19 protein-coding genes are annotated in these 22,237 nt (G+C 72.8%); 5 read left to right on the top strand and 14 right to left on the bottom strand.

All coding sequences use genetic code 11. The features are described from left to right. Positions 1 to 506: 506 nt before the first annotated feature. The 9 genes from ACIBTX_RS22280 to ACIBTX_RS22240 form a co-directional block, all read right to left on the bottom strand. On the bottom strand, positions 507 to 971 hold the full coding sequence (locus tag ACIBTX_RS22280; protein WP_357134656.1) for a MaoC family dehydratase: 465 nt from the start codon (positions 969 to 971) through the stop codon (positions 507 to 509). 89 nt (positions 972 to 1,060) lie between these two features. After that, the gene (locus ACIBTX_RS22275; RefSeq protein ID WP_396832934.1) at positions 1,061 to 3,847 is read right to left on the bottom strand and encodes an AAA family ATPase; all 2,787 of its coding nucleotides are present in this window, start codon (positions 3,845 to 3,847) and stop codon (positions 1,061 to 1,063) included. A gap of 51 nt (positions 3,848 to 3,898) precedes the next feature. After that, positions 3,899 to 4,510, bottom strand: coding sequence for a TetR/AcrR family transcriptional regulator (locus ACIBTX_RS22270; protein WP_357134659.1), 612 nt, complete (start codon positions 4,508 to 4,510; stop codon positions 3,899 to 3,901). 250 nt (positions 4,511 to 4,760) lie between these two features. Continuing rightward, on the bottom strand, positions 4,761 to 6,047 hold the full coding sequence (locus ACIBTX_RS22265) for an ABC transporter substrate-binding protein (protein ID WP_396832933.1): 1,287 nt from the start codon (positions 6,045 to 6,047) through the stop codon (positions 4,761 to 4,763). An 84-nt stretch (positions 6,048 to 6,131) separates the two neighbouring features. Further along, positions 6,132 to 7,244, bottom strand: coding sequence for a branched-chain amino acid ABC transporter permease (locus ACIBTX_RS22260; RefSeq protein WP_396832932.1), 1,113 nt, complete (start codon positions 7,242 to 7,244; stop codon positions 6,132 to 6,134). Further along, positions 7,241 to 8,119: a branched-chain amino acid ABC transporter permease gene (locus ACIBTX_RS22255; protein ID WP_357392894.1), complete on the bottom strand. Its 879-nt coding sequence runs from the start codon at positions 8,117 to 8,119 to the stop codon at positions 7,241 to 7,243. The genes ACIBTX_RS22260 and ACIBTX_RS22255 overlap by 4 nt, the downstream gene beginning before the upstream one ends. 31 nt (positions 8,120 to 8,150) lie before the next feature. Beyond that, on the bottom strand, positions 8,151 to 8,873 hold the full coding sequence (locus ACIBTX_RS22250) for an ABC transporter ATP-binding protein (RefSeq protein WP_357134663.1): 723 nt from the start codon (positions 8,871 to 8,873) through the stop codon (positions 8,151 to 8,153). Continuing rightward, the gene (locus tag ACIBTX_RS22245) at positions 8,870 to 9,655 is read right to left on the bottom strand and encodes an ATP-binding cassette domain-containing protein (RefSeq protein WP_357134665.1); all 786 of its coding nucleotides are present in this window, start codon (positions 9,653 to 9,655) and stop codon (positions 8,870 to 8,872) included. The genes ACIBTX_RS22250 and ACIBTX_RS22245 overlap by 4 nt, the downstream gene beginning before the upstream one ends. A gap of 134 nt (positions 9,656 to 9,789) precedes the next feature. Continuing rightward, on the bottom strand, positions 9,790 to 10,689 hold the full coding sequence (locus tag ACIBTX_RS22240) for an alpha/beta hydrolase family protein (protein ID WP_396832931.1): 900 nt from the start codon (positions 10,687 to 10,689) through the stop codon (positions 9,790 to 9,792). Positions 10,690 to 10,860: 171 nt separating this feature from the next. Between ACIBTX_RS22240 and ACIBTX_RS22235 the strand changes: the two genes are divergently transcribed. Then, positions 10,861 to 13,122 (top strand): catalase, encoded by a 2,262-nt coding sequence (locus ACIBTX_RS22235; RefSeq protein WP_396832930.1) that lies wholly within the window; start codon positions 10,861 to 10,863, stop codon positions 13,120 to 13,122. A gap of 158 nt (positions 13,123 to 13,280) precedes the next feature. Here ACIBTX_RS22235 and ACIBTX_RS22230 read toward each other — a convergent pair whose 3' ends face one another. Beyond that, positions 13,281 to 14,252: an LLM class F420-dependent oxidoreductase gene (locus ACIBTX_RS22230; RefSeq protein WP_357392885.1), complete on the bottom strand. Its 972-nt coding sequence runs from the start codon at positions 14,250 to 14,252 to the stop codon at positions 13,281 to 13,283. A 59-nt stretch (positions 14,253 to 14,311) separates the two neighbouring features. Between ACIBTX_RS22230 and ACIBTX_RS22225 the strand changes: the two genes are divergently transcribed. From ACIBTX_RS22225 to ACIBTX_RS22215, 3 genes are read left to right on the top strand one after another with little or no spacing between them, the layout of a single operon-like run. After that, a complete protein-coding gene (locus ACIBTX_RS22225; protein WP_396832929.1) occupies positions 14,312 to 15,445 on the top strand; it encodes an acyltransferase family protein in 1,134 nt (377 codons plus the stop codon). Beyond that, positions 15,442 to 16,584, top strand: a complete 1,143-nt coding sequence (gene alr / locus ACIBTX_RS22220; RefSeq protein WP_396832928.1) for an alanine racemase — start codon at positions 15,442 to 15,444, stop codon at positions 16,582 to 16,584. Before ACIBTX_RS22225 ends, alr begins: the two co-directional genes overlap by 4 nt. Then, a complete protein-coding gene (locus tag ACIBTX_RS22215; RefSeq protein WP_396832926.1) occupies positions 16,578 to 17,597 on the top strand; it encodes a D-alanine--D-alanine ligase family protein in 1,020 nt (339 codons plus the stop codon). Before alr ends, ACIBTX_RS22215 begins: the two co-directional genes overlap by 7 nt. 15 nt (positions 17,598 to 17,612) lie before the next feature. Here the strand turns inward: ACIBTX_RS22215 and ACIBTX_RS22210 are convergent, their stop codons facing one another. Genes ACIBTX_RS22210 through ACIBTX_RS22195 form a run of 4 tightly spaced genes read right to left on the bottom strand, consistent with a single transcriptional unit; the run spans position 17,613 to position 21,286 of the window. Further along, positions 17,613 to 18,104, bottom strand: coding sequence for a hypothetical protein (locus ACIBTX_RS22210; protein WP_396832925.1), 492 nt, complete (start codon positions 18,102 to 18,104; stop codon positions 17,613 to 17,615). Further along, positions 18,101 to 19,594: a HAMP domain-containing sensor histidine kinase gene (locus tag ACIBTX_RS22205; protein ID WP_357169412.1), complete on the bottom strand. Its 1,494-nt coding sequence runs from the start codon at positions 19,592 to 19,594 to the stop codon at positions 18,101 to 18,103. The genes ACIBTX_RS22210 and ACIBTX_RS22205 overlap by 4 nt, the downstream gene beginning before the upstream one ends. After that, positions 19,591 to 20,286, bottom strand: a complete 696-nt coding sequence (locus ACIBTX_RS22200) for a response regulator transcription factor (RefSeq protein ID WP_357134681.1) — start codon at positions 20,284 to 20,286, stop codon at positions 19,591 to 19,593. Before ACIBTX_RS22200 ends, ACIBTX_RS22205 begins: the two co-directional genes overlap by 4 nt. Positions 20,287 to 20,302: 16 nt before the next feature. Continuing rightward, positions 20,303 to 21,286 carry a phosphatase PAP2 family protein gene (locus ACIBTX_RS22195; RefSeq protein ID WP_357134682.1) on the bottom strand — a complete coding sequence of 328 codons (984 nt, stop codon included), beginning with the start codon at positions 21,284 to 21,286 and terminating at the stop codon, positions 20,303 to 20,305. Positions 21,287 to 21,562: 276 nt separating this feature from the next. Here ACIBTX_RS22195 and ACIBTX_RS22190 point away from each other — a divergent pair, with 276 nt between their 5' ends. Beyond that, a complete protein-coding gene (locus tag ACIBTX_RS22190; RefSeq protein ID WP_357134683.1) occupies positions 21,563 to 22,066 on the top strand; it encodes a winged helix-turn-helix domain-containing protein in 504 nt (167 codons plus the stop codon). Positions 22,067 to 22,237: the final 171 nt, after the last annotated feature.

Here is a 22,237-nt window from a genome sequence, read left to right as displayed (position 1 = left end):
GTAGCTGTCGGAGGTCGTGCCTATTTGCAGCATGTGGCGGCGGCATCGGGTGGCCGGGGCCGTGGCGGCCGACGATCTGTCCGAGGTCGCGGCAGCTCTTGCCGCGGTGGGTGAGCTGGGCGAGTGCCCGCAGGGACAGGCCAGCCTGCTCACTAAGTTGCCGGAGGGTGGCGCCGAAGCGTGGGTCGACGTGGGCCGTCATGGCGGTGCTCCCAATAGCGGACGGCAATGGCGGCACCGCCGGCTTCTACACCGCCGGGCCACCATGTCGAGGCTAGCGCCCTTGTGCCTGGCTTGGCATGCTCCGACGCGCACTAGGGGCGCCCCGGGCGCTGATCGTCCGCTGTGGCTGACCGCCGTGTCGATGTGCTGTTGAGCGTGATGCCACAGGGGCATCAAGATGACTCTGTGGCATCACGCTCAAGGAGGCATCCGCCCCTACCGAGGTGACCGGGGGTCACCGCCGGCCGCCGGCTGCCTGTTCGATACGACCGACGGCCGACCGCTCAGCGGGTCGCCGCACGGTAGAGGCGGCTCACCGTCTCGGCGACGCAGACGGGCTTGTCGCCACCATCGCTGTTGACCGTCACCGCCGTGACCAGCTGCACCCCACCGCTGACCGGCGACACCTCGGCGATGACCGCGCTGGCGCGTACGGCCGCGCCGACCCGCAGCGGCGCGGGAAAGCGCACCCGGTTCAGCCCGTAGTTGACGCCCATCGCGACGCCCTCGACGCGGTAGAGCTGGCCGGCCAGGGCCGGCACCAACGACAGCGTGAGAAAGCCGTGCGCGATCGGGGCGCCGAAGGGACCGGCCGCCGCGCGTTCCGGGTCGATGTGGATCCACTGGTGGTCGTCGGTCGCGTCGGCGAACAGGTTCACGCGGTCCTGCTCGATCCGCTGCCAGGGGCCGGGGCCGAGGGTCTCGCCGACCGCGGCGGTCAGCTCGTCGACGGAGGTGAAGACGCGCATGCGGGTGTCCTTAGTGCTGGAGGGTGCCTGACGCACAAACTAGCGGTGATAGTTAACGCCGTCCAGACCCGATGATGCCGTGGCGGCGCTCAGCGTTCGGAGGCGAGACCGGCGTGCTGTTCGGTGGCGAACGCGCGGGCCAGCTCGGTGCGGGAGCGGATCCCGAGCCGGTGGAAGACGTTGCGCAGGTGGTGGTCGACCGTCCGGGTGGACAGGAACATCCGGGCGGCGATCTCGCGGTTGGTGGCGCCCTCGGCGACGAGTCGGGCGATCCGGAGCTGTTGACCGGTCAGCAGCCGTGCCGCCGGCAGATCCGGCGGCCCGACCGACTCCCCGGCGGCGCGCAGCTCGGCCGTGGCCAGCTCGGCCCAGCGACCGACCCCGAGCAGGGTGAACGCCTCCCGGGCGCGGTGCAGGTGCTCCCGGGCGTCCCGTGGTCGCCGGCTGCGCCGCAGGTCCTGGCCGAAGAGCAGCTCGGTCCGGGCCCGTTCGAACACGCCGGCCTCCGTCGGGTGCAACCGCAGCGCCGTCCGGAACTCGCGCTCGGACTCGACGCCGCCCCGGGTCGCCAACAGCGCGTGGCACCGGGCCGACAGCGCCCGGCGCAGCGGGCTCGCGGTGCTGCTCGCCCACCTGTCGAAGGCCGCCAGCGCGGCGGTCGCTGCCGGCCGGTGCGGCAGGTGCGCGGCGGCCTCCACCAGGTACGGGGTGGCCATCACCTGGACGAGCACCTGGCCCCGACCGGTACCGAGCCGGGCCAGGGACGCGAGGCGGGTCGCCGCCTCGGCGTGCCGACCGTCGACGAGGTCCAGCACGGCCAGCGCCCAGCCGGCGAGCGCGTGCGGTCGGCTGCCCGGTGTCGACGTCGTACCAATCTCCCGGATCCGCCGCAGGCTGCTCTCGCGGTCGGCGCGTACGGCGGCCAGCACGGCGAGCATCCCCAGGTGGACGTCGGCGCAGTTGAACTGCCCGGTGGCCCGCGCCACCCGCAGCCCTTCGCGGGAGGTCTCGGCGGCCGTCTCGTGCCGGCCCAGCCAGTACTCGGCGACCGCCCGCAGCTCCAACGCGCGGGACAGCATGGACAGCTCGCCGTGCTCGCGCGCCAACCCGACGGCGCGTTCGGCGAGGCGGTGCGCGGCGCCGTCCACGGCCACCACCAGTCCGGCCGCCGCCGCGCAGGCGAGCGCGGTCGGGGTCAGCTCCGGCCCGGCGAGGCGGCCACCCAGCACGACGGCCCGCCGCAGCGCGGGCCCGGCTCGCTCGTGATCGCCGCGTAGCGTGGCCGCCACCCCGGTGACGAGGCATCCGGTCAACTCCACGGCCGGCGGGTCGTCACGCTGACGGAGCGCGTCGGCACGCCGGCCGACCTCCGCGTACCGGTACTGGTCGCCGGCGAAGCAGACGGCCTCACCGGCGCGCGCGAGCCCCTGCATGGCTCGGGCGCGGTCGGCGGCGGCCACCGTCCGCGCGGCGGACAGCAGGGTGGCCGCCGCGCCGGGCGCGTCGTCGCAGCGCAGGTCGATCTCGCCGCGCAACAGCCCGGCCTCGCCCTCGACGAGCGGGTCCGCGCAGGTCGCGCGGAGACGGTCGAGCAGCAGGCGGGCCTGGCCGGGTTGTCCGCCGGCCCAGGCGTAGCGGGCAGCCGCGAGCAGGCGGGCGGCGGCGTCGTCGGGGCGGTCGCTGAGCGCGGCGGCCCGGCACAGCGCCGCCGACGCAACGGCCCAGCCGTTGCGCCCACCGGCCGCCGCCCGCTCCAACTCGGCGGCGAGGGCCGGATCGGCGCCCGCGGTCGCGTCGGCGAGGTGCATCGCCCGGCGTAACCGCTGGCCGAGCGGATCGAGTACGCCCGCGAGCAGCCGGTGTGCGGCCCGGCGCTGCGCGAGCGGGGCGGCGGCCGCCACCATCGCGCGGGCCAGGGGCTGGGCGAAGGTGACGCCTGCCGAATCGACGCGGACCAGCCCGGCGGCCTCGGCCGGGGCGAGCGCCTCGATGACCATGCCGGCGGCGTCGGCCGCGCGGACCAGGGTCGCCGCGTCGTCCGACTCGTCGAGCGCGGCGAGCAGCAGCATCCGACGCGTGTCCGGCGGCAGCCGGTCGAGACGGGCCCGGTAGGAGCGCCCCAGCGCGCCGTCGGCCGGCGGCGCGACCGGAAGCGGTTCCTCCCCGCGCCACTGCGCCGGGGTGAGTACGTCGGCGAGGTCCACGAGCGCCTGCGGGTTGCCGCCGCCGACCTCGGCGAGCATGGCGGCGACCGGAGCGGCGGGCCGCTCGGACAGTCGGTCGGTGAGGACGGCGATGCAGTCCCGCTCGTTCAGCGGGGCCAGTCGGTGGGTCACGAGTCCGTCGACGGTGGCGGTGGCGTCCGCGGTGAGCAGGACGACGACCGGCAGCTGCCGCAGCCGGCGGGCAACGACCGCGAGCACCTGCGTGGTCTGCGGGTCGCCCCGGTCCACGTCGTCCATCGTGGCGAGCAGCGGACGCTCCCGGGCGGTCGCGGCGAGCAGCCCGAGGACGGCCACCGACAGGGCCAGCCGGCGCTCGGGTGGGCAGCCCTCCCCGTCCATGACCCGGTACAGCAGGCGGCGGCGCTCCTCGGGCAGGGCGGTCGCGCGGTCGCGCACCGGGTCGAGCAGGCGTTGCAGGCCGGCGTACGGCAGCATCGCCTCCTCGGGCAGCCCGGTCGCGGCCAGGACCGCGCAGTCCTTCGCGTACCGGTGCGCGTAGGAGATCAGCGCGGTCCGACCCGACCCCGGCTCGCCGTGCAGCAGCAGAGCGCCGCCACCGTCGGTGACGCCATCCAGCAGGCTCCGGACGGCCGCGCACTGGTCGTCCCGGCCGCGCAGCACAGTTATTTGCACTCGTGATGCAGCAACCATGCGTCTCAGTGTCACTCATCCGGAAGCGGATGGAAAGAGGACAGGCCGGGATCAGTCGGCCGCGACCTCGGCCAACAGCGCGCCCACCGTCCGGGTCATCACCGCGCGGGCCGCGTCCACCCCCAGACCGAGGCCGTAGCGCAACATCGACCAGGCCGGCCACATGCTCGCCGCCACCACCGCGTTGAGCAGTTGGCCGCGCTCGCGCCCGGCGCGCGCCAACTCGGCGGCGAAGAGCTGCTCGACCTCGTCGCGGACCCGGTCGACGTGCTTGACGCGGTTGCGGCGCAACTGCTCGGAGACCGGCTCGCGCATCTGCGCGGCCCGTGCCGACGGCGCGATGAGCTGGAGCAGTCGCGCCCGCTGCCGGCAGTACGCGTCGACCCGCTTGGCCAGCGGCAATGTCGTCGAGATCGGCCGGTAGGCGGCGTCCTGCTGCCGCAGCACCTCCGCGCCACTGGCCTCGAAGAGCGTCTCCATGTCCTTGAAGTTGGTCCAGAGCGTCCGCAGCGAGATGCCGGCCCGTTCGGCGATCCGCTCGCCGGTGGGCCGCAGGTCACCCTCGGTGATGAGCGCCAGGTGCGCCTCGACGATGGCCGCCCGGGTGCGTTCGGCACGGGCCGTCCGTCCGTCGACCCGCGCCGGCGTCTCGACCCTGTTCATCCGCCCCCGCCCTCTCACCGCCACGGTGTCGTCCGGCTCTGCGACGAGTCTAGACAGGCGATGATCGGGACACTGCGCGTACGCGTGGGCGGCGTCATCCGGGCCGGCCGGATTGCATTCACGGTGCAAATAGTATGAGAGCTGTTCGGTATCGGTCAACGCCCGCCAGCGGTGACCGCCGCGCACCCCCGCGCAGGGTCGTACGGCCCGGACGTGGTCACCCCCGGGCCGTACGACCAGATGCCGCGGGTCAGGAGGCGGTCGGCACCCCGTTCGCGGGCGGCGCGACCGGCGCGGCCGTGTACTCCTTGACCGGCCCGTCGCGCTCGTCGGTCTCGTAGGTGGGCCCGAAGTAGCTCTGGACTCCCCCGCTCACCCGGCTCAACCGCTGCCCGCCGTAGCCGGAGTGGTCGTCGGCGGCGAAGCGCAACGGCGCGAGACCGGGCCCCTGGAAGCCACCCTTCTCGACCGCGTCGACGACCTTCTCACGGGTGACGTCCTTGCCGGCGGCGAGCAGCACCTGCACGAACAGGTAGCCGACGGACATGCCGTAGACGGTGTTGCCGTCGAACGGCGCGTCCCCGTTGTGCGACTTGTTGATCTTCGTGAAGAGCTGGATCCACGGGTTCGCGGTGTCGTTCTGCATCGGCAGGTAGTTGGTGCCGACCATGCCCTCCAACAGCGGCGCGGCCGCGCCGAGCTGCTTGGCCAGGGTCGGCTGGTCGGCGCCGACGTTGGACACCAGCCACTGTGGCTTGAAGCCCAACCGCGCGGCGGTGCCGATGGACAGCGCGGTGAAGCCGGGCACGGTCGCCAGCACGACGACCTGACAGCCGGCCGCCTTGAACGCGCCGATCTGCGGGGCGACGTTGGTGTTGCTGGTGACGTACGTCTGCTTGACCGCTACCGCCTGAGCGCCGAGGACCTTCTCCACGCCGGCCAGGCTGTCGCGGCCGAAGTCGTCGTCCTGACCGAGGAAGCAGACCTTCTGGCCGGCCAGGTTCGACTTCGCGTAGTTGGCGAGGATCTTGCCCTCGACGGTGTAGTCCGGGTTGAAGCCGAACGTGCCGGGATAGGTGTCGGGCTGGTCCCAGCTCCGGCTGCCGGAGGCGACGAAGAGGTCCGGCACCCGGTTGCTCTTGAGGAAGTCGAGCACGCCGCTGTGGGTCGGCGTGCCGAGGCCGTTGAGGATGGCGAAGACCTTGTCCTGCAACACGAGCTGGCGTACCACCTGCTGGGTGTTCGCGGGGTTGTAGCCGTCGTCCATGACCTTGTAGGTGATCTTCCGGCCGTGCACGCCGCCGTTGGCGTTGACGTAGTCGAAGTACGCCTTCGTCGCCGGCGCGATCTTGGAGTAGCCGGCCGAGGCCGGCCCGGTGAGCGGCATGTGGGTGCCGACGACGATCTCGGTGTCGGTGACCCCCGGCACCAACCTCCCGCCGGAGGCGGGACCGTCGTCGCCGCCACAGCCAGCGGCGGCGATGAGCAGAACGATGGAGCTGGCGATCGCGAGACCGCGTCGCGCCGTAGGGTGCATGGGAGACACCGACCTTTCTCGGTCCGGTTGGGTGGGAGCGGTGTGGTGGGTGGAGCGCCCGGCGGAGGCCGGGCCGGGGACAGCTCAGGAACGTCGCGCCGGCCAGCGGGCCAGCAGCGCCCGACCGAGGCGGGCCAGCAGACCCTGCACGCCGCCGGGCGCGGCGATCATCACGACGATCAACGTGATGCCGAAGATCGCCAGCGGAAGGTTGCCCTCCAGTCGCTGCGCCACCGCTGGCGAGAGGGTGAGCAGCTCGGTCACGGAATGGGTGAGATCGGGCAGGGCGACCAGCAGCACGGCCCCCCAGAGCGCGCCGGCGAGGCGACCGAGACCGCCGATGACCACGGCCATCAGCAGGAACAGCGACAGCGTCAGCGAGAACGCCCCGGGTGACACGCTCTGCGCCAGCACCGCGAGCAGGCCACCGCCGAGCCCCGCGGTCGCGGCGCTGACCACGAACGCGAGAACCTGGGTACGGGACACGTGGATGCCCGCCAGTCGGGCCGCCACCTCGTCGTCGCGAACGGCCCGGAAGGTCCGCCCGTACCGGCTGCGGACCAGGTTCGCCAGCAGCAGCAGCGCCAGCAGCGTGGCGGCGCCGGAGACCCAGAGCTGCCACCGCTCGTACGGGAAGTAGGGGCCGAGCGCCAGCGGCGGCGGCTCCACCGGCACCGACAGCCCCTGCTCACCGCCCAGGACGCCGTCGAAGGTGACGGCCAACGCCGGCACGACGACGGCCACGGCGAGCGTCACCCCGGCCAGGTAGGGACCGCGCAGCCGGGCCGCCGCCACACCGACCACCGCGCCGACCACGACCGTGCCCAGCACCGCCGCGAGCAGCGACAGCGCCAACAACCAGCCGCCGGTCCACCCCCGGTCCAGGAACGCGTTCTGGCACAGCGCCACCGTGTACGCCCCGGTCGCCATCAACGCCCCGTGCCCCAACGACAGCTGCCCGTTGAGCCCGGTGAGGACGGTCAACCCGGCGGTGGCGCAGAGGTACGCCGCGATCGTGGCGAGCTGGAAGTTGCGGAACGGCTCGGCGGCGTAGCTGACCGCCACCAGCAGCGCCCCCACGGCGAGCGCAACGGCCAGGTGCCGCAGCAGGGTGGAGCCCCGTCGCGGCTCGGGCGGACGGTCACCTGCGTCGGCCGGCCGGCGCTTCGGCGGCAGGACCGCCCGGGTCGCGCTCACACCCGCCTCGCCGCGACCGGGGCGAACAGCCCGCCGGGCCGCACCAGCAGCACCGCCAGCAGCAGGACGAGCACCGCCAGCGGGGTGAGGTCGCTGCCGGCGTACCCGCTCACGTAGGAGAGCAGCAGCCCCACCGCGAGGCCGCCGACGACCGCCCCCGGTGGACTGTCCAGCCCACCCACCACCGCCGCGGTGAACGCCGAGACGAACACCAGGTCCATGGCGTGCGGGTGCAGGCCCAGCTCGGTGGGGATGACCAGCATCGCGGCGAGCGCGCCCACGCCCGAGGCCAACGCCCAGCCGAGCGTCAACATGCCGCCGACGTTCACCCCGAGCAGTCGGGAGACCTCCGGCGCGAACGCCGCCGCGCGCATCCGCAACCCGATCGAGGTACGGGCGAACATCCAGCCCAGCCCGCTGACCACCACGGCGATCGTGGCGAAGACGAACAGGTCGTACGGCGACAGCACGGCGATCCCGCCGACGGTGAGGGCGGACCGGCTGAACGGGACCTCGGCGGGGCGGAACTCGTTGCCGTACACCATGCCCAGCACCGCCTGGATCAGCAGCACCAGACCGAGCGCGACGATGACCGGGTTGAGCGGTGACGCGTGGTCCACGTGCCGCATCACGACCCGGTCCACCAGCGCGCCGAGCAGCAGGCCGGCGACGATCGCGACGACGAAGCCGAGCCAGTAGACGCCCGTCGCGGCGGACACCGAGTACGCGACGTACGCGGCGGCGACGGCCATCGCGCCCTGGGCGAAGTTCACGACCCGCGCGGCCCGCCAGATGAGCACCAGCGCGAGCGCGAACGCGGCGTACACCGCGCCCCGGGACAGACCGTCGACGGTGAGGAAGACGAAGCGGTCCAACTGTTCTCCCTCCAGGGACATCCGGTGTTGGTCAGAAACCGAGGTACGCGTGGCGCAGGTCGACGTCGTCGCGCAGCGTCGCCGCCGGGGCGGCGATCACCACCTGGCCGAGGGACATCACGACGCCCTGGTCGGCGACGGCGAGCGCGCTGCGCACGTTCTGCTCGACCAGCAGCACGGTCAGGCCGGTCCGGTCGCGCAACTGGCGCAGCAGGGCCATGATCCGGGCGACCACCCGGGGCGCCAGGCCCAGCGACGGCTCGTCCAGCAGCAGCAGGCGCGGCCGCCCGACCAGCGCCCGGCCGAGCGCGAGCATCTGCCGTTCGCCTCCGGAGAGCTGGTGGCCGAGGTGACGACGACGCCGCGCGAGGGGCTCGAACAGCTCGTAGACCTCGTCGAGGGCGCGGCCGGCGTCCGCCCGGTCGCGTCGCCACAGCCCACCGAGCCGCAGGTTCTCATCGACCGTCAGCTCGCCGATCACGCCCCGACCCTCCGGGACGTGCGCCATCCCGCGCCGTACGAGCTGTTCCACCGGCGTACCCCGCAGGTCCTCCCCGGCGAGGACGACCTGGCCGGCGGCCGGCCGGATCATCCCAGAGAGCGCCCGCAGCAGCGTCGTCTTGCCGGCGCCGTTGGCGCCGACGACGGCGGCGATGGTGCCGGCCGGCACGGTGAGGTCGACGGCCCGCAGCACCGGCGCGGCCCCGTAACCGGCCACCAGCCCCCGGACCACGAGCAGATCCGGCGCGCTCATGGTGTGGGCTCCTCGACGAGGGCCCCGAGGTAGGCGTCGGTGACCGCCGTGTCGTCGCGGATCTCGTCCGGCGGCCCGGTGGCGATCACCCGGCCGAAGTCGAGGACCACGATCTCGTCGCAGACGTTCATCACCAGGTCCATGTGGTGCTCGACGAGCAGCACCGCGCACGGGTCGACGTCCCGCCGGGGCAGCCGCCGGATCAGGTCCGCCAGCTCGGCGATGTCGTCCGCGCCGAGGCCGCCGGCGGGTTCGTCGAGCAGCAGCAGCCGCGGTCGCGCGGCGAGCGCGCGGGCCAGGGCGACCCGCTGGCGTACGGCGAAAGGAAGCGTGCCCGGCGCGGCCTCGGCGTGCTCGGCGATGCCCAGCTCGTCGAGGACGTCCAGGGCGTGTCGGCGCAGCCGGCGCTCGTCGCGGTCGCTGCGGGGCAACCCGAACAGCGCCGCCGCGAAACCCGCACGGGCGGTGTGGGATGCGCCGGCCATCACGTTCTCCACCACACTGAGCCCCGCGAAGAGCCCGGTCCCCTGGAGGGTTCGGGCGATGCCGAGGCGGGTCAGCCGGTGGGGTTGGGGGCGCAGCGGTCGACCGTCGAGGGTGAGCGAACCCGTCTGCGGTGTGACGAAGCCGCAGACCACGTTGAACAGGGTGGTCTTGCCGGCGCCGTTGGGCCCGATCACGCCGACCACCCGGGAGGGTGGCACCCGGAGCGAGACGTGGTCGAGGGCGGTGAGGCCGCCGAAACGGACGCCGATGTCGTGCAGTTCGAGGCCGCGCTCCATGCACCCATCCCTCTGCCGTGGCGGGTGTTATTTACACTCGCAGTGTACGTTTCTCGGTGATCGCGTCAAGACCCCTCGATACGCCCGAACGGCCGGGACGGCCGCCGTGGGGCGACCGTCCCGGAGGTGCGCGCTCAGGCGCTCGGGCAGGTGTTGCGGTACTCCTCGATCTGCGACCCGCTGGGGCCCGGGCAGAGGAACTGCTCGTAGCGGGTGTCGTCGTCGACGAACCGCTTGAGCCAGGCCACCATCTGCCGCGCCGTCGGCGTGTTGACCGTCTGCGGGAAGAAGTGGCTCGCCCCGTTCAACTCCAGGTAGGCCTTCTCGGCCGACGACGGGATGCTGTTGTAGAACGGCACCGAGTGCGTGGCGACCGGCGCGACGGTGTCGCTCTCGCCGCCGATGATCAGCGTCGGCACGCGCAGCTCGGACCAGCTCTTGTCCGTGTTCCAGGGCGCGAGGGGGACCGCGGCCTGCAATGACGGCCGGGACGAGGCCGCCTCCAGGCTGCCCCCGCCGCCCATCGAGTGGCCGGCCACGGCGAGCCGACTGCTGTCGATCCGGCTCCGCACCGAGCTGCGCTGGGTGAGGTAGTCCAGCGCCGCGAGCAACTGCCGGCCCCGGCTGTCCGGCTGGTCGAGCCGGGTGTTGGTCTCGATGCCGATCACCACGAAGCCGTGCGAGGCGATCCGTGGGCCGAGCCAGCTGATGCTGGACCAGGCGGCGGTGTAGCCGGGCGAGATGGCGACGGCGCCGAAGGTGCCCTCGCTGGTGCTGGTCGGGTAGTAGATGACCCCGCCGCCGAAGCCGGTGACGCTCAGCGACGACACGCTCTGCGAGGCGGTGGCGAAGGGGCCGCGGCTGGCCTCCAGGATCGCGGTGGTCGGGTCGGGACCCCGGTCGTACGGGCCGGCCGCCTGGGCGGCACCCGTCGGTCCGACGAGGACACCGGCGACGAGCAGGGTGGCGGCCAGCGCGAGCCGGGCGGCTCGGGCGGGCAGGGAACGGGGACGGGTGGTGGTTGGTGACGACACGTCGGGCACTCCCTAGAGTCGAGCAATATCGACGTTCGTCAGTGTCATTTGCCCGGGTCGGCCGGCGCATCGGTGAAATCACCAGTCCCGGATTTATCGTGCGTTTCGACCCTCAAGGCAGGGGTAGGGGTGCAGGGGCCTGCCCAAACGCTCCAGCGAGAGGTTCGCCCAGTGGATTCCAGCAAGCCCGCCGAGGCGGTCAGGAACGTCGTGAAGACCGCCTCCGAGAAGATCGCCGACGCCCTCACGCCGGACGTACCGGGCGCACCCGGCAGCGCACCGCCCACCGTCGAGGAGCCGACCGCGCCGCACGACCCGCTGCCGCCCAGGCCCGAACAGGGCGCGCCGCAGACGCGTACGCCCACCGGCGCCGAGACCGGCGCGCCGACGAGCGCGAACGGCCAGCAGGGCGCGTACCTGACGACGGCGAACGGGGCCCGGCTGCGCGACACCGACCACTCGCTCAAGGCCGGCCCCCGGGGACCGGTCCTGCTCCAGGACCATCACCTACGCGAGAAGATCACGCACTTCGACCACGAGCGCATCCCGGAGCGCGTGGTGCACGCGCGGGGCGCGGGCGCGCACGGGGTCTTCACCGCGTACGGCACCGCCGAGGCGGTCACGAGGGCCGGCTTCCTGAAGAAGGGTCGGGAGACGGAGGTCTTCGTCCGGTTCTCCACCGTCCTCGGGTCGCGCGGCTCGGCCGACACCGTCCGGGACACCCGGGGCTTCGCCACCAAGTTCTACACCGACGAGGGCACCTTCGACCTGGTCGGCAACAACATGCCGGTCTTCTTCATCCAGGACGCCATCAAGTTCCCGGACATCATCCACGCGGCGAAGCCGCACCCGGACCGGGAGATCCCCCAGGCACAGAGCGCGCACGACACGTTCTGGGACTTCGTGTCGCTGCACACCGAGGCGCAGCACCACACCATCTGGAACATGTCCGACCGGGGCATCCCGCGCTCGTACCGGACCATGGAGGGCTTCGGCGTCCACACCTTCCGCCTCGTGAACGAGGCCGGCGAGACGGTGCTGGTCAAGTTCCACTGGAAGCCGAAGCTCGGCGTGCACTCCCTGACCTGGGAGGAGGCGCAGATGCTCGGCGGCATGGACCCCGACTTCCACCGCCGGGACCTCTACGACGCGATCGAGGCAGGCGCGTTCCCCGAGTGGGAACTCGGCATCCAGGTCTTCCCGGACACGCCCGAGGAGACCTTCGCCGGCATCGACCTGCTCGACGCCACGAAGATCGTCCCGGAGGAGTTGGCGGAGGTGCAGCCGGTCGGCCGGCTGGTCCTCAACCGGACGCCGACGAACTTCTTCGCCGAGACCGAGCAGGTCGCCTTCCACCTCGGCCACCTGCCGCCGGGTATCGACGTCACGAACGATCCGCTGCTACAGGGACGACTCTTCTCGTACGTCGACACGCAGCTCACCCGCCTCGGCGGGCCGAACTTCACGCAGATCCCGATCAACCGTCCGCACGCGGCCGTCAACGACATGCTGCGCGACGGCTTCCACCAGCACGCCGTGCACGCCGGCGTCGCGCCGTACCGGCCGAACTCCCTCGACGGCGGTAACCCCTTCGAAGCCGGCGACGCCGAGCACGCCTTCGTCGACGTGCCGGTGACGGTGGCGCAGGCGCCCAAGGTCCGCGCGAACCCCGCGTCCTTCGACGACCACTACAGCCAGGTACGACTGTTCTGGCTGAGCATGTCGCCGGTCGAGCGGGAGCACATCATCCGGGCGTACACCTTCGAGCTGGGCAAGTGCTACCACCAGGCGATCAAGGAACGCCAGCTGCGGTGCCTCGCCAACATCGACGCGGTGCTGTGCGAGCAGGTGGCCACCGGCCTGGGGCTGCCCGCGCCGCAGCCCACGGTGACGCCCGTCGACGTCACGCCGAGCCCGGCCCTGTCGCAGGTCGGCGGGGAGTGGCCGGCCGACGGCCGCACTGTCGGGATCGTCGTCGACCCCGACGGTGACCTGGACGACGTCGACGAGGTCCGCCGGGCCGTCTTCGACGCCGGCATGGTGCCGCTGCTGATCGCCCCCCACGGTGGCCTGGTGGGCGACCTGCCGGTCCAGCGGACCTTCGCCACCGGCCGGTCGGTCGAGTTCGACGCGCTCCTGCTGGCCGGGGCGCCGGTGCCCGCGCCCGACGCGCTGCCCGCCCGCGACGCCAAGGCCGGCCGGCCGGACGCGGCGACCGTCGACCCGCGCGTGCTGCTTCTGGTCGAGGAGTGCTGGCGGCACGCCAAGGCGATCGGCGCGTGGGGCGCCGGTGCCAGCGTGCTGGAGCAGGCCGGAGTGGCCGGCACCCCCGGCATCGTGGCCGCCGGCTCCGGCGCCGAGGCGCTGACCGGGGTGCGGCGGCTGATGGCCGCGCACCGGGTCTGGGACAGGTTCCCCGCCTCGGTCGGTTGATCCGACGTCGACGAGGGCCGTCCCTCCGCTTCGGCGGGCGGGCGGCCCTCGTCGTCGTGGACGGGGCTTGATCGACGCGACATCGCCCATCTGGCGGTAACCGGGCCGGCAGATGCCCCTACTTCGCTGAACTGGTGTCGATCACGACCGCGCCCGACTCAGCCGATGTCGGCCAGCCGCGGCAGCACCTCGTCGCCGAGCCGCCGGGCGAACTCCACGGGGTGCCGGTCCGGCGTGACCTGCACCTCGGTGACGCCGAGCGCGGCGTAATCGGACACCTCGGCGAGGAACGCGTCGAGATCCTCCAGCGGCGGCTTGCTGGCCAGCACGGTTTTCTCGATGCTGTCGTAGTCGCGGCCCTCGGCGGCGCAGTGCCCGCGCAGCACGTCCAGCTTGTGCGCGATCCCCTCGGCGCCCGTGCCGAACAGGTTGCAGGCGTCGGCGTACCTGGCGACCAGCAGCAGTGTCTTCTTCTCGCCGCTGCCGCCGATCATGATGGGCGGATGCGGACGGCGCAGCGGCTGCGGCGAGTTGATCGTCTCCGTGAGCTGGTAGTGCCGCCCGTCGAACGGCCCGTCGTCGTCACTCCACATCTGCTTGCAGATCCGCAGCGTCTCCTCCAGTCGCTCGAACCGCTCGGCGACCGGCACCACGGGCACGCCGAGTCCCCGCTGCTCCCGCTCGTACCAGGACGCCCCGATGCCGAGCCGGGCCCGGCCGCCGGAGAGCACGTCGAGGGTCGTCACGGTCTTGGCCAGCAGCCCCGGATAGCGGTACATCACACCCGTGACCAGTACACCCAGCGTCATCCGCCGGGTCTGCGCCGCGACGTAACCCAACGTGGTGTACGCCTCCAGCATCGGCTCCTCGGCCGGCGCCAGCGCCTCCATCTGGAAGAAGTGGTCCATGACCGTGAACGAGGCCACTCCGGCCTGTTCGGCGATGGTCGCCGCCTCGCTGAGGGTCGGCGCGATGGCCGCCGGATCGGCCGGAGTCGAAAAGTTCCAGTAGTGCAGACCGAGCTTCATGTTCGGCACCTCCGCGATCGAGCCTAGTAGCGCTCCCCGGGTTCCCAACGCGTCGTCGGCACGATGGTGGTGGTCCCGCTCCGACGATCTGGCGGAGTCCATTACCGGATCATGACAATTCGAGGACCAGGCGCGGATATCCCGCTGGCACCTTCTGCTGAGTGATCCAAGAGCTGTCTCGCACCGAGCCGCGACCGGACGGGTACGACCCCGACGCGCGCGTCCGATTCCGCCACCGCCGGCAGGCCGACACCGGCGGACCGCAGCGTGTGCGGTGGGCCGACGCCGCGAAGGGCGTGTGCATCGTCCTCGTCGTCGGATGGCACGTCGTCGTCAAGGACTACCTGCGGATCGACTGGCACGTGGGCGTACCCGTGCCGGGCCTGTGGGGCACGCTGGGTGAGCAGTTGCTGCCGCTGCGCATGCCGCTCTTCTTCACCATCAGCGGCCTCTTCGCGGCCAACGCCGTGCAGCGGCCCTGGCGCGCCGTCGCCCGGGGCCGCATCGCGGGCTTCTTCTACCTGTACGCCCTCTGGCTGCTCATCCACACGGCGGTCCTGGCCGCGGCACCGGATTTCCCGACCGACCGGGCCACGTCCGCCCTCGGTCTGCTGGCACAGCTCACCGTCACGCCCTCCAACCTCTGGTACCTCTACGCCCTGGCGCTCTACTTCACGCTCGCCAAGGCGACCCGCCGGCTGCCCCGGTCGCTGGTCGTCGTACCCGCCGCCGTGTTGTCCGCCGTCACCGCCGCCGGCCTGCTGGCCACGCCGGGCAACCGGGGCGGCCTCTATGCGAACCTGGTCTTCTTCCTGGCCGGCCTCTACCTGCGGCCGCACATCCAACGGTGGGCCGCCACCGCCACCCGGCGTCGACTGGCGCTGACCGGCGGGGCGTACGCCCTCGCGCTCGCCGCGATGGCGGCGGCCGGCGCGCAGCGGTGGTTCGGCGTCTGGCCGGCGGTCTCCGTCGTCGCGGTGGCCTTCGGCGTCACCGCCGCCGCCCGGCTGGTCCGGTGGCCCGCTCTCGGCGACCGACTGGCCGCGCTCGGGCGTATCACGTTGCCCATCTACGTCATCCACATGCCGCTGCTGGCCCTGCTGCACCGCCTGCTGGCCGGCCCGGTCTCCGAGCTGGACGCGGGCGCTCAGGGCCTGATCGTGCTGGGCTACCCGATCCTGCTGACCGCGCTCGTCGCCGGGCTGAGCCTGGCCGTGCACCGTGCGCTGCTGGCGGTGCACGCCCGGTGGCTGTTCGCGCTCCCCGGGACGCGTCGCGAGGCGGTCGCCGGATGAGCGCGTTGGCCGAGGCGGTGGTCGACCTCGGGGCGATCGCCGACAACGTACGGAGGATCGCCGCCGTCACCGGCACGGAGCTGATGGCGGTGGTGAAGGCCGACGGGTTCGGGCACGGCGCGGCGCCGGTCGCCCGGGCCGCGCTGCGCGCCGGCGCCACCTGGCTGGGCGTGACCTCGGCGGCCGAGGCGCTGGCCCTGCGCGCCGCGGGCATCACCGCCCCCACGTTGAGCTGGCTGCACCGCCCGGACGACGACTTCACCGGGTTGATCCTCGCGGGCGTCGACGTGGGCGTCTCGACGATCACCCACCTGCACGCGCTCGCCGACGCGGCCCTGCGGGTCGGCGTGCCCGCGACGGCGCAGCTCAAGGCCGACACGGGCCTCACCCGCAACGGCGCCGGCCGCGACGACTGGCCCGACCTGGTGGCCTGGGCCCGCAAGTACGAGGTCGAGGGAACGGTCCGGGTACGAGGTGTGTGGTCCCACCTCGCCGACGCGGACGTACCGGGCGCGCCCGCGCTGGACGGTCAGGTGCGGACGTTCGCCGAGGCGCTGCGCGTCGCCCGGACCGCCGGCCTGGACCCCGACCTCGTCCACCTGGCCAACTCGGCGGCGGCGCTGTCCGCGCCCCGGACCCGCTTCGACCTCTGCCGCATCGGGTTGGCCCTCTACGGCGTCGACCCGTTCGGCGCGGTCGGTCCCGGGGCGTTCGGGCTGCACGCCGCCCTGACGCTGCGCACGACCGTGGTGAACGTGAAGCGGGTGCCGGCCGGCACCGGCGTCTCGTACGGGCCGGAGCACGTCACCGCCGCCCCGACGACGCTGGCGCTGTTGCCGCTCGGCTACGCCGACGGGCTGCCCCGCGCCACCGAGGGCCGGGCCGAGGTCTGGCTCGGCGGCCGGCGCTGCCCGGTGGTCGGGCGGATCGCCATGGACCAGTGCGTGGTCGATGTGGGTGACCTGGCGGTGCGGATCGGCGACCCGGTCGTCGTGATCGGCACGGGACGCGACGACGACGCGCCGACCGTCACCGAGTGGGCGCGCTGGGCCGGCACCAACCCACACGAGATCTTGACCGGAATCGGGGCGCGGGTGGGCCGCGTCCATCTCCACGAAAGGGCGGACGTCGCATGTTGACGAGACTGGCAGTGCTGTACGGCGGGCGGAGCGGCGAACACGAGGTGTCGCGGCGCTCGGGGGCCGCCATCCTCGCCGGTCTGGACCGGGAGCGGTACCAGGTGACCGAGGTGCTCATCGACACCGACGGCGGCTGGCACGTCGACGGTCGCCCGATGGGCCTGCCGCAGGCGTTGCGGGTGCTGCGCGCCCAGGACGTGGTGTTCCCGGCCCTGCACGGCCCGTACGGCGAGGACGGCACGGTCGCGTCGCTGCTGGAATGGCTCGGCGTGCCGTACGTCGGCAACGGGGTGTTCGCCAGCGCGGCGGGCATGGACAAGGGCGTCACCAAGCGGCTGCTCGCCGCGGAGGGCCTGCGGGTCAGCCCGGGTGTGACCCTGCGCCCCGGGGAGACCCTGTCGCCGGCCGACCAGCAGCGGCTGGGTCTGCCGGTCTTCGTGAAGCCGGCGCGGGCGGGGTCCAGCCTGGGCGTCGTCCGGGTGACGGAGTGGTCGGCGCTGCCCGCCGCGCTCGCGCAGGCCCGGGAGGTCGACCCGAAGGTGCTCGTCGAACAGGGCGCGCAGGGCCGGGAGATCGACATCGCCGTCCTGCAGCACCCCGACGGACGGGTGCAGGCCGGTCCGCCGCTGGAGATCCGGGTCAGTGGCGCGGGCTTCTTCGACTACGACGCGAAGTACGACGGCGGGGCGGTCTTCCAGATCCCGGCCCAGCTCGACCCGGCCACCACCGAGGTGCTCCAGGACCGGGCCGTCCGCGCCTTCGAGGCCCTCGACTGCCGGGGGCTGCTGCGGGTCGACTTCTTCCTCCCCCACGAGGGCGCCGAGCCCATCGTCAACGAGGTCAACACGTTCCCCGGCTTCACCGCCGAGTCGCAGTTCCCGCAGATCTGGCAGCGGGCGGGCATCGAGTTCCCCGCCCTGCTCGACATCCTGATCGCCGGCACGCTCACCGACCGGAGTCGGGTCCTCTCTCCGGGGCTGCTCCGACCGGAACGGGCGGTCGACCTGGTGTGAGCGGCGTCGCCCCGGTCACTCGATGGGGCAGGACCAGGGCGGCCGGGTGCCGTCCGAGCCGACGAGGGTGACCGGGGCGGAAGTGGGCTGCTGGCCGGCGAGCGCCACGGTGCAGATGATCTGATTGGCCGCGAGGGTGGACAGCGGCAGCACGGCGCCCTTGAACCGCACCGTGATGCCGGGCTCGTCGGTGCTCGGTGTCATGCTCACCGGCGCGGCGTCGGCCGGCACCTCGCTGGTGAGCCCCGCGCTCCGCTCGGCCTCGGTGGGACCGGACACGAGCAGCACGAGTGTCTCCAGCGGTGGCCCGGGCACGTTCTTCACCGGCCGGACGACAAGCGCCAGCTCGCCGTCCGCGATCAGGTAGAGGCCCCTACCGGTGAACGGGCCGCTCACCGCGGAGCGGCCCGTGATGACGTCGCTGGGCCGGACTCCACAGCCCGCCGTGAGCAGCGCGACCAGGAGCGCGACCGCGAGCAGCGCCCGGGTTCCGCGACGGCGGCTCACCGTACGCCTCCGGCGTCCGCGGCTGTCCGTACGCCTCCGGCGTGCACGGTCTCGGCGGCCACCCGGGGCAGACGGAGCGTGAACACCGCCCCGCCCGGCGGGTGGTTGCCCGCCACCAGGCTCCCCGACTGCCCGGCGTGCCGGTGCAGGCGCGCGTTCTCCCACGCGATGGCGAGTCCGAGGCCGCTGCCCTCGGAGCGGGTCCGGGCGGTGTCCGCCTTGTAGAAGCGGTCGAACACGTGCGGCAGCACCTCCGGGTCCAACCCCGGTCCCTGGTCGGTGACCTCGATCGTGAACCAGTCGGGTTCGGCGGCAAGACGGACGGACACCGGCTCCGTGCCGTGCCGGAAGGCGTTGCCGACCAGGTTGGCGACGATGACGTCGAGCCGCCGGGGGTCGAGTCGGGCGACGACACCGGACGGCAGGTCCGCCCGTACCCGGTCGGCCCACCCCCGCAGCCGCAGCGTCGCGGTGACCGCCGCGGCGACGTCGACGTCGTCGAGGGCGAGCCGGGCGGTGCCGGAGTCGAACCGGCTGACCTCGATGAGGTCGTTGACGAGCTGGGTGAGGCTCTGCGTCTCCTGACTGACCAGCCGCGCGGCGCGGCCGGCGTCTCCCGGCAGCCGGTCCGCCTCCTCGTCGAGCACGTCGGTGACCGCCGTCATGGCCGCCAGCGGCGTACGGAGTTCGTGGGACACGTCGGCCACGAAGCGCCGCGCGTCGGCCTCCATCCGCCGCAGCTCACCGACCTGACGCTCGATGGTCGCGGCGGTGTCGTTGAAGGTGCGCGTGACGTCGGCCAGCTCGTCGACGCCCCGGACGGTCAGCCGGGTGGACAGGTCTCCCTCACCGAGCCGGCGGGCCGCGCGACCCAGCTCGCGTACCGGCCGCAGCACCCCCTGGGCGGCCAGCAGGGCCAGCAGGACCGCGAGGATCAGCGAGAGCCCGCCGGTCACCCACGCGAGGGTGGCGAGCCGGTCGATGCTCTCCTGCTCGGAGGCGAGGCTGCGCACCGAGTAGACCTCCACTCCGGACGCCACGCTCGTGCCGTCGGACCGGTCGAGCCGGAGCTGTGTGCCGATGAGCAGCACCGGATGTCCGCCACGGTCGACGCGTTGCCAGGCGATCTGACCGCGCGCCACCTCCTGTCGCAGCTGCGGGGTGAGCTGGTCGACACCCTCGACGCTCGACGACCAGCGCTCCCGGTAGTGCACGACGGCGTAGCTGTCCCGGTCGGAGAGCCTCCCCGCCAACAGGTCCATCTCCTCCTGGCCGGGTGGCAGGCTCAGCACCGGGTACACCTTCGAGAGCTGGTCGGTCAGCGAGGCCACCGCCGCGTCCTGCGCCTGCTGGAGGATGACCGTCCGCGCCTGGAAGTAGCTGCCGCTGGCCACCACCGCCGTGGTGGTCACACCCAGCAGGGCGAACGCCAGGAGCAGCCGGGTGCGCAGGCCCAACGCCATGGCGCGGGCCCGGTGCCAGGGGGTCACAGCGGCCCGAACCGATATCCGAAGCCGCGTACCGTCTGGATGTAGACCGGCGTCGAGGGCTCGTCCTCGATCTTGGCGCGGAGCCGCTGGACGCAGGCGTCCACCAACCGCGAGTCGCCGAGGTAGCCGTGCTCCCAGACGGCCTCCAGCAGTTGTTGGCGGCTGAGCACCTGGCCCGGCGTGTGCGAGAGTTCGAGCAGCAGACGCAGTTCGGTCGGGGCCAGGCCGACCGGCACGCCGTGCTTGGTGACCACCAGCGCGGCACGGTCGATGGTCAGGGCGCCGTGCCGGTGCAGCCCGGGCCGATCCGCGCCGGGCCGTCGTGAGTCGCCGCCGGTGCGTCGCAGCACCGCGCGGATGCGCGCCTCGAGCACCCGGGCCTGTACCGGCTTGACCACGTAGTCGTCGGCGCCCGCCTCCAGGCCCGCCACCACGTCCATGTCGTCGTTGCGGGCGGTGAGCATGATGATGGGCAGGTCACCGTCCTGACGAATGCGACGGCACACCTCGAACCCGTCCATACCGGGCAGCATGATGTCGAGGACCACCACGTCGGAGGCGGTCGTCCGCAGTCGCTCCAGCCCCTGTTCACCGGTCGCCACGGCGACCACGGTGTGGCCCTGCCGGGTGAGCGCCAACTGCAGTCCGTCGCGGACCGTCTGGTGATCTTCGATCAGCAGGACCTGGGGCATGCCGTCAAGTATCCCATCACGCAGATTGTTCATATTTGTCGATGCCTTGCGCCGATCCGACGAACTCCACCGACCGGATCAGGAACGCCGCCACGCCCACCGCGAGCATCGTCGACGCGGTCGCCAGCAGGACGGCCAGGACCGGTCCCCAGCGCAGTTCGGCGGCCAGACCGGGAACCAGCACCCGAACCGCCCAGACCAGCACGACCAGCCCCAGCGCGCCCTCGACGAGAGCACGCCGGACCCGCCCGGAGGGCGGCCCGCCGGGCGGACGGAGCGCGTCGCTGCCGGACCGGGCCGCCAACGCGGCCGCCGCCAGGCAGAACAGCGCCATGCTCAGCAGGACGCCCCCGAGCACGTCGCTGAACCGGTGCCATCCCGCGATCATGGTGGCCGCGCCGATCACCGAGACACCGGCCGCGCCGGGCACCACCAGCCACCGTCGGGCCGCGCCCGGCGCCGCCAGCAGGAACGCCAGCGCCAGGGCCGTCGCCACCGCGACGTGACCACTGGGGAAGCTGTTGTGGGTGGTCGAATTTGGCACCGCGAGGTCCGGGCGGGGCAGCGCCGACTTCGCCACGCCGGCCGCCAGCACGGCGGTGAGCACCATGCCGACGCCCACGACGCTGGGCAGCAGCCGACGGCCGAGCAGGCCCACCACCAGCACGGCGCTGAGCAGGACGGCCAGCGGCGCCGGCTGACCGAAGTGCCGCAGGACGACCGTGGCCGGACCGAACAGGCCGCCAGGCTGCTCGTAACCCCCGCCCCGCTCGGCGCGCGGCAGGAGCAGCCCGTCGACCCACTGACCGGGCTGGGTCCACACGAAGACCACGCCGACCAGACACAGCGCGAGCAGGCAACAGACGCCCGCCGCGAGCAGCCGGAGAGCCGGTGGCGCGGCGGGCCGGCCGGCGGCCAGCGCGCGCGCCGGGCCGGGCGACGGCGCCGGTGGCGGCGGCACCGACGAGCGACCGATGGAGTACGACGATGCGTGGGACATGCGACCATGCTCGGCCCGCCAGATCCGGGGGCTGTCCGTGGATTGTCTTGGTTCTGTCACAACCGACGCTCGTACCGGAAAAACCCGGGCGATCCTCCCCCGCGAACGTCCCGCCGCCCGCGCCGTCCAGACGTGAGCCTTCATTCACATGCTTACATGCAACTATGTTTTACCTGGCCGAGACGAGCCGTCACTAAGATCAAGACGCCGATCGATGATTCTCGGCGGTGCGAAAACCATCCGGAGTGTTCGTGGGGAACCGGAAGGGGTTGGGCAATGCACGGCGTTTCGGTCGCTCCACTCGTCATCGGCATCGCGTCGTCACCGGCCGAGCGCCGACAGTTGGCACGGCTGCTCGGCGGCAGCGACGCCTTCCTGATCGTCTCCAGTGTCGAGCAGGCACGGGAGTTCCTCGGGGTGGGCGACCTGCCCCCCGTCGTACCTCCCCCGGCCCCGCCCGCACGGGCGGAGGTGGCGCGGCGCCCGCAGCCGCCGCCCGACCTGAGCGTCGACTCCGACCGCCGGGTGCTGCGCTGGCGCGACCAGGAGATCGACCTGACCCGGCTGGAACACGACGTGCTGATCTGCCTCGTCGACGCTCCCGGGCAGGTCTGGACGTACGAGCGGCTGCACCTCGAGGTCTGGGGCAACCGGCACCTGGGCCGCGGGTCCGACATGCACTCGGTCGTGCGTCGGGTACGCCGCAAGCTCGCCCGGCTCGACGCCGCCGCGACCATCCACGCGGTCCGTGGGGTCGGCTTCCGGCTCGCACCGATCTAGGTCCTGTTTCATAAGAACTGGTCGGCCTGCGGCGGGTCCGCCTCGGCTCGACCGCCCTTATGAAACAGGACCTAGGTGTGCTGTCCAGGGAGGTTGGTCGAGGTTGTGTGACGACACGATCTGATGTCGTAGGTAGGTGAAGGCCTCCGGTTGTGGAGTGGAGCTGTCTAG

Source organism: Micromonospora sp. NPDC049359 (genome assembly GCF_044466585.1).
Taxonomy (GTDB): Bacteria; Actinomycetota; Actinomycetes; order Mycobacteriales; family Micromonosporaceae; genus Micromonospora.
This window is presented reverse-complemented; position numbering and strand designations above follow the sequence as displayed.